7 protein-coding genes are annotated in these 6345 nt (G+C 72.2%); 6 read left to right on the forward strand and 1 reads right to left on the reverse strand.

The features are described from left to right. Positions 1-39 precede the first annotated feature (39 nt). The 4 genes from PV341_RS24645 (at position 40) to PV341_RS24660 (ending at position 4590) form a co-directional block, all read left to right on the forward strand. Positions 40-990 (forward strand): alpha/beta hydrolase, encoded by a 951-nt coding sequence (locus PV341_RS24645; RefSeq protein ID WP_500323995.1) that lies wholly within the window; start codon positions 40-42, stop codon positions 988-990. A 233-nt stretch (positions 991-1223) separates the two neighbouring features. After that, entirely contained in the window at positions 1224-2075 is an 852-nt protein-coding gene (locus tag PV341_RS24650) for an alpha/beta fold hydrolase (RefSeq protein ID WP_500323996.1), read from the forward strand. A 399-nt stretch (positions 2076-2474) separates the two neighbouring features. Next, positions 2475-3110, forward strand: coding sequence for a DUF1062 domain-containing protein (locus tag PV341_RS24655; protein ID WP_500323997.1), 636 nt, complete (start codon positions 2475-2477; stop codon positions 3108-3110). 247 nt (positions 3111-3357) lie between these two features. Next, positions 3358-4590, forward strand: coding sequence for an MFS transporter (locus PV341_RS24660; RefSeq protein WP_500323998.1), 1233 nt, complete (start codon positions 3358-3360; stop codon positions 4588-4590). A gap of 12 nt (positions 4591-4602) precedes the next feature. On the opposite strand, the gene PV341_RS24665 is transcribed toward PV341_RS24660, so the two are convergent. After that, positions 4603-5064: a hypothetical protein gene (locus PV341_RS24665; protein WP_500358985.1), complete on the reverse strand. Its 462-nt coding sequence runs from the start codon at positions 5062-5064 to the stop codon at positions 4603-4605. Positions 5065-5179: 115 nt separating this feature from the next. Between PV341_RS24665 and PV341_RS24670 the strand changes: the two genes are divergently transcribed. Both PV341_RS24670 and PV341_RS24675 read left to right on the forward strand, forming a co-directional pair. After that, positions 5180-5752, forward strand: a complete 573-nt coding sequence (locus PV341_RS24670; protein ID WP_500324000.1) for a GNAT family N-acetyltransferase — start codon at positions 5180-5182, stop codon at positions 5750-5752. Positions 5753-5831: 79 nt separating this feature from the next. Next, positions 5832-6242, forward strand: a complete 411-nt coding sequence (locus tag PV341_RS24675) for a VOC family protein (RefSeq protein ID WP_500324001.1) — start codon at positions 5832-5834, stop codon at positions 6240-6242. The last annotated feature ends 103 nt before the right edge of the window (positions 6243-6345 follow it).

Here is a 6345-nt window from a genome sequence, read left to right on the forward strand (position 1 = left end):
AAGGAAGTGCACGAGAGTGCCGAACTTGGGAGTTCGACAATGAGCAAGCCCGTCCTCGAGCCTGCGGCTCAGGAAATCGCGGACGCCACGGCGACGCCGCCATTCCTCTACGAGCTCGGTGCGGAAGGCGCCCGTAAGGTCCTCGACGACCTGCAGGCGGCGCCGGTCGAGAAGTACGACGTCCGGGAAAAGTGGATCACCGTGCCGGCCGAGGTGGGTGACGTGCGCGTGCGCATCGTCAAGCCCGTGGGGGCGGAGGAGGTCCTGCCCGTCGTGCTGTACGTGCACGGTGGCGGGTGGGTGCTCGGCAACGCGGGTACGCACGACCGTCTCGTGCGCGAACTGGCCGTCATGGCGCACGCCGCGGTGGTGTTCGTCGAGTACGACCGCTCGCCCGAGGTCCGGTACCCGGTGGCCATCGAGCAGGCCTACGCGACGGCCCGTTGGGTCACCGGGAAGGGCGCGGACGAGGGATTGGACGCCTCGCGCATGGCCGTCGCCGGCGACTCCGTCGGCGGCAACATGACCGCGGCGCTGACGATCATGGCGAAGCGGCGCGGCGACGTGACCTTCGTCCACCAGTCGCTCTACTACCCCGTGACCGACGCGGCCCAGGACACCGGCAGCTACCGGGAGTTCGCAGACGGCCCGTACCTGACCGCGAAGGCCATGGCCTGGTTCTGGGACTGCTACACCACCGACCCGGCCGAGCGGGCGGAGATCACCGCCTCGCCGCTGCGGGCGAGCCTGGAGGACCTCGAGGGCCTGCCGCCCGCGCTGGTCATCACCGACGAGAACGACGTGCTGCGCGACGAGGGCGAGGCCTACGCCCGCAGGCTCACGCAGGCCGGCGTCCCGACCACCAGCGTCCGCTACAACGGCACGCTGCACGACTTCATGATGCTCAACCCCGTCCGTTCCACGCAGGCGACCACCGCCGCCATGGAGCAGGCCACCCGCGCGCTGCACACCGCGCTGCACACCAACTGAGTCACCCCACCGCCGGACGCGGGGCCGGGCCACTGGGCCGCCCCCTGCCCGCGGGCCTCCCCGAGAAGCGCCCGCACCGGTGATTCCTGGTGGTCCCGGACCCGGACGTCCCCGGTTGCCGGCCGCGAGCCACCTCTCGCAGACGTGCGGCGGCAATCCGCCGCACCCTCCGCCGGACCTCGTTCCCGGGGCCCGGATCGCACAACCATCTCCCGCCTCGAAAGGGCCTTCCTGTGAACCGTCATGCCCGTTACCGGACCCTCCGCACCCCGCTCACCGTCATGGCGACGGTGACCGTCGCCGCCGGTCTGCTCGCCGCGACCATGGCCCCCGCCAGCGCCACCAAGGGCGGGCACGGCGCCCCCTCGCACCACCGCAAGCCGACCGTGGTCCTGGTCCACGGCGCGTTCGCCGACTCCTCCAGCTGGAACGACGTCGTCAAGAAGCTGAAGCACGACGGCTACCCCGTGGTGGCCGCGGCCAACCCGCTGCGCGGGCTGGCCAGCGACGCCGCGTACGTCCGGGAGCTGGTGGACAGCATCGACGGGCCCGTGGTCCTGGCCGCCCACTCCTACGGCGGCGCCGTGATCTCCAACGCCGCCTACGGCTCCGACAAGGTCAAGGCCCTCGTCTACCTGGCCGCCTTCATGCCCGACAAGGGCGAGAACGCCTTCGACCTGTCGCTGAAGTTCGAGGGCAGCACGCTCGGCGACGCGCTGAAGCAGGTGCCGGTCACGATGCCCGACGGTTCCAAGGGCGTCGACCTCTACATCGACCAGGCCAAGTTCCACCACCAGTTCGCCGCGGACGTCCCCGCGCACACCGCGGAGATCATGGCGGCCACCCAGCGCCCCGTGTCCGGCGGCGCGCTGTACGAGCCCTCCGGCGAGCCCGCGTGGAAGACCATCCCCTCCTGGACCCTGGTGGCCTCCAACGACCGGAACATCCCCCGCGAGCTCCAGGTCTTCATGGCCGAGCGCGCCAAGTCCCACGTGGAGGAGGTCCGCGCGTCCCACGCGGTGAGCGTGTCCCACCCGAAGGAGTCCGCGCGCATCATCGAGGAAGCCGCGCGCTCGGTCCGCTGACCGCCGGCCCGGTGACCCCGCGGGCGGGGCGGCGCACGATGCGCCGCCCCGCCCGCCGTTCGTGGCCTCCGGGAAATTCGGTTGCCTGACGGCCCGCTGGTCGAACATCATCTCGGCCATGGATCTGTAACCAGTGGCGCACGTGCGGAATGAAGACGGGTTCGAGTCACTCCCCGTCCGGTTCCGGCGTGCCGTTCGAAGCCCGCACCTCGTGATCGGGGCGGGCTTCCTTCACGCGACGTGATGTGCCACGTCGCGCCGGCCGGTGTGCTCCGCTCTCGGACGCCGGCCTCACGCCACTGGATCCGGGGGAGTTCACAGCGCCGCGACGCGCTCCCTGACGCCTCCTCCGTCAGCCCTGGAGTTCGCGAAGCCATGAACGAGGTCCGCAGTATCCGTGTGTCCGCTGAAGGCGGCGGTTCCGACGTCGACCGGAAAGCACTGTGGGTGGTCAGGGAGCTCGCTCTGCCCGCCATCGTCACGGCATGCGTGTCGTGCAGGTCCACGCGCCACCGTCCCAGCGGCAAGTTCCGCGTGAACGCGAGCGGCAAGCTCCTCGACGTCTGGATGCTGATCTGCTGCGAGCTGTGCGGCCGTACGTCGAAGATCCCCGTCCACGAGCGCGTCCACGTACAGGCACTCGACCACGAGCGGCTGCTGATGTTCGAGAACAACGATCCGGGCATGGTGCGGCATCTGACGATGGACGGGGCGCTGGCCGGAAGGGCCGGGTACCGGCTCGACTGGACCGGCACGTGGGAGCTGGAGACCGACACGCCGTTCTACGACATCGAGCAGGACGATCCGGCATCGTTCGAGGTCGTCGTCGGTTTCGACCTCCCTGCGCCCATCCGGGTCGAGAAGCTGCTCATGACCGGGCTCGGCCTGAGCCGGTCCGCCGTGAGAGCCATGGTGGCCTGCGGGCGGCTACGCCTGCCCCTGGCCGTCGACGCGAAGGCACGCGGAGACTTCACCTTCTTCGTCATCGCCACCCCACCGCCTTCGCACGACGCCGCCGCGGATCACACGGCCTAGGGCCGCGGCGCCGACAGCTCCGCGCACCGGGCGGCCGGTGCGCGGGGCATGGACATCACCGGCGCGGGCGTCGAAGATGGCCACCCACGACACGTCAAGATTTCTGCCCGGTGATGGAGTCGGTGCGGGGCGCGTGCCCCCTCTCCGCGCCACCACTGGACGGTTTCAGGCGGCTTCCACGGGACGGCACATCCGGGCACCGACGTCCCAGGTGGGCCGTCCCGCCGGGCAGCGAAAGGGAATCGCCGTGCCCTCGGCGAACTACCGTTCCCTGCTGCGTACCCCCGGCGCCGCGGCCTTCTTCCTGCCCGCATCGCTCGGACGCGTCGGCATCGCGATGACCGGCCTCAGCATCGTCTGGCTCGTGCACAGCCATACCGGCACCTTCGCCGCGGCCGGCCTCGTCGGCGGCGGATTCGCGGTGACCGACGCGCTCGTGGCGCCCCAACTGGCCTGGCTCGTCGACCGGTTCGGGCAGACCCGGGTCCTGCCGCCCGCACTGCTCGCCCACGCCCTCGCGGTAGCCGTCCTGGTGTCCCTGGTCGCCGCCGGCGCCTGCGACGCCCTCATGACCCTGGGCGGTGCGCTGGTCGGGGCCAGCCTTCCCCAGCTCAGCGCGATGTCCGCGGCACGCTGGGCGGCACTGCTGCGCACCGACCGGGCCGCGGAACTGCCCACCGCCTTCGCGCTGGAGTCGATCGGCAACGCGGTGGCCTACCTCGTGGGCCCGGCGCTGGTCAGCGCGCTCGCCGCGGCCGGACATCCCGCGGCCGGCGTGGTGCTCGCCGCCTCCTTGTCGGTGGCCGGCGGCCTGGTCCTCGCGGCGCAGCGCGGCAGCGCGCCCCCACCGGCGGCCGGCAGCGCCGTGCACGCGCGTGCGGGCCGGTCGTTGTTGTGCGGGGCGGTCTTCGTACTGATGGGGCTCAACCTCGCCCTCGGTGTCTTCTTCGGCGCCATGCAGGTGTCGGTGACCGCCTTCGCGGTGGAGCACGGCGCACCGGGCGCCGCAGCCGTGGTCTTCACCGTCTCCAGTTGCAGCGGTCTGCTGGCCGGTTGGGTGTACGGGGCGCGCCGGTGGGGCGCCACGCCCCCGGTGCAACTGCTGGCGGCGACCAGTGCGCTCCTGCTCGGCACGCTGCTGCTGCCCACGGTCGGCTCACCGTTCGGACTCGGCTTGGTCGTCCTCCTGACCGGTGCCACGATCCAGCCCCTTCTGGTGCTCTTCTCCGTGCTCACCGAGTCGACCGTCCACCGGGCCGTCCTGACCCAGGCGTTCTCCTGGCTCGGCTCCGCCAGCGCTGCGGGCTCGGCCGCCGCGGCGGCGGTCTCCGGCTGGGCGGTCGACTCGTCCGGGGCACGTGGCGGCTTCGCGATCACCACCGCGGCAGCCGCCGCGATGACCCTCCAGAGCCTCGCGGGCCTGCGTCTCCTGCGGACGCGGAAGGGACAGCCGGCGCGTGCGGAGCCGAGGGCGAACTGAGGGCGGGAACCTTCAGCCGCGTACGGGGCGGAGGCCGGCCGCCAGCTCCGCGCGGTCGATCAGCGCGGTGAGGCTGACGGCCGGCGCGGACGCCAGCGCGTCGCCCGCGAGCGCGCCCACGTCGACCGCCGAGGTCCGCCCGCCCAGCGGGTGCGTGAACCGGGTGACGACCCAGCGGCCGCCCACGGGTGAGCCCGAGTCCTCGCACCATGCCCAGCGTGCGCCGTGCGCGCTGATCAGGAACTCCGCGAGACAGGCCACCAGCAGCGTGTGGAGCTCGACCCACTCGTCCCGGTCGAGGAGAGCGGGGATCTCCTGGGCCAGGCGCGCGTCGAGGACGTGTGCCGCGGTCCCCGGGTCCGTCCGCAGGAGATCGGGAGCATGACCGAGACCGGCCAGGAGGTCCCCGGTACGCCCGCGGCACGCGGCGGCCCACTCGCAGACATCGACCAGGGCGGCGGCATGTGCAGTCATTCTGGTAGGGATATCAGAGCGGACTCGACGGGCCGCACGGCCCCCCCCGCCCCCACCGCCGCTGCCAGGCGAAATCCCGTTGTCGGGTTCCGGGAGGCTGCGAGAGCATCCGGGAATGGACGAGCCCGCCGAGATCCTCCGCTCCGACCAGGTCGAACTGCGCCGCTGGCGCACCGGCGACGTCGACGCCCTGGACCACGCCATCGCCGAGTCCCTTGACCACTTGGCGCCCTGGATGCCCTGGGCTGCGGGCCACGGAAGACGGGACACCGCCGGCTTCCTGGCCCGCAGCCAGGACGAGTGGGGGAGCGGGGAGGCGTACGCCTACGCGATCACGTCGGAGGACGTGGTGATCGGCAGCTGCGGACTCCACCGCCGCATCGGTGCGGGCGGCCTGGAGATCGGGTACTGGCTCCACCCCCGGTGGACCGGACGGGGACTCGCCACGGCGGCCGCCGCCGCACTCGTCGGCCAGGGATTCGGCCTGACCGGCATCGACCGGCTGGAGATCCACCACGACGCCGCCAACGCCGCCAGCGGAGCCGTCGCCCGCCGCCTCGGCTTCACCGAGATCGCACGCGTACCGGAACCGGAAGGCCCGTCCGCCCCCGGCGACGTGGGGATCGAGGTCGTCTGGCGGATGACCGCGGACCAGTGGTGTGCGTCCCTGCCGGGTCGCGCGCTCTGAGTGCGGGGGTCACCGTGCGCGGAGGATCGGTCAGGAATGGAGAAGCCCCCGCGAGCGGGCCGCGGCTAGCGTGACGGCCATGGACATCACCATTCACTGGACCTTCCTCCCGCACACCGACCCCGAGGCCTCGCTGGCCTTCTACCGCGACACCCTCGGCTTCAAGGTCCGCAACGACGTCGGCTACGGCGACATGCGCTGGATCACCGTCGGCCCCGCCGACCAGCCCGGCACGTCGATCGTCCTGGAGCCGCCGGCCGCCGACCCGGCCATCACCGAGGACGAGCGCCGCACCATCACCGAGATGATGACCAAGGGCACCTACGCCCGCCTCACCCTGGGCACGCCCGACCTCGACGGCGTCTTCGAGCGGCTCGTGGCGGGCGGCGCCGAGGTCGTCCAGGAACCGACCGAGCAGCCGTACGGGATCCGCGACTGCGCTTTCCGAGACCCCGCGGGCAACACGATCCGCTTCAACGAGGTCCGCTGACCGCCCCGCTCCCCCTTCGGACCGGTCCCCGTCGAACGGACCGTGTGGTGGCCGGGTGGACGGTTACCGTGGCCGCGCCCCACCGACGCGGGGGGACCGGACA

Origin of the sequence: Streptomyces sp. PA03-1a, assembly GCF_033792805.1 — a bacterium.
Taxonomy (GTDB): Bacteria; Actinomycetota; Actinomycetes; order Streptomycetales; family Streptomycetaceae; genus Actinacidiphila.

Excerpts from the sequence above, each read along its gene's own strand:
- PV341_RS24645 (WP_500323995.1), top strand. The coding sequence starts at position 40 with ATGAGCAAGCCCGTCCTCGAGCCTGCGGCTCAGGAAATCGCGGACGCC.
- PV341_RS24665 (WP_500358985.1), bottom strand. The coding sequence starts at position 5,064 with ATGACTGCACATGCCGCCGCCCTGGTCGATGTCTGCGAGTGGGCCGCC.
- PV341_RS24670 (WP_500324000.1), top strand. The coding sequence starts at position 5,180 with ATGGACGAGCCCGCCGAGATCCTCCGCTCCGACCAGGTCGAACTGCGC.
- PV341_RS24675 (WP_500324001.1), top strand. The coding sequence starts at position 5,832 with ATGGACATCACCATTCACTGGACCTTCCTCCCGCACACCGACCCCGAG.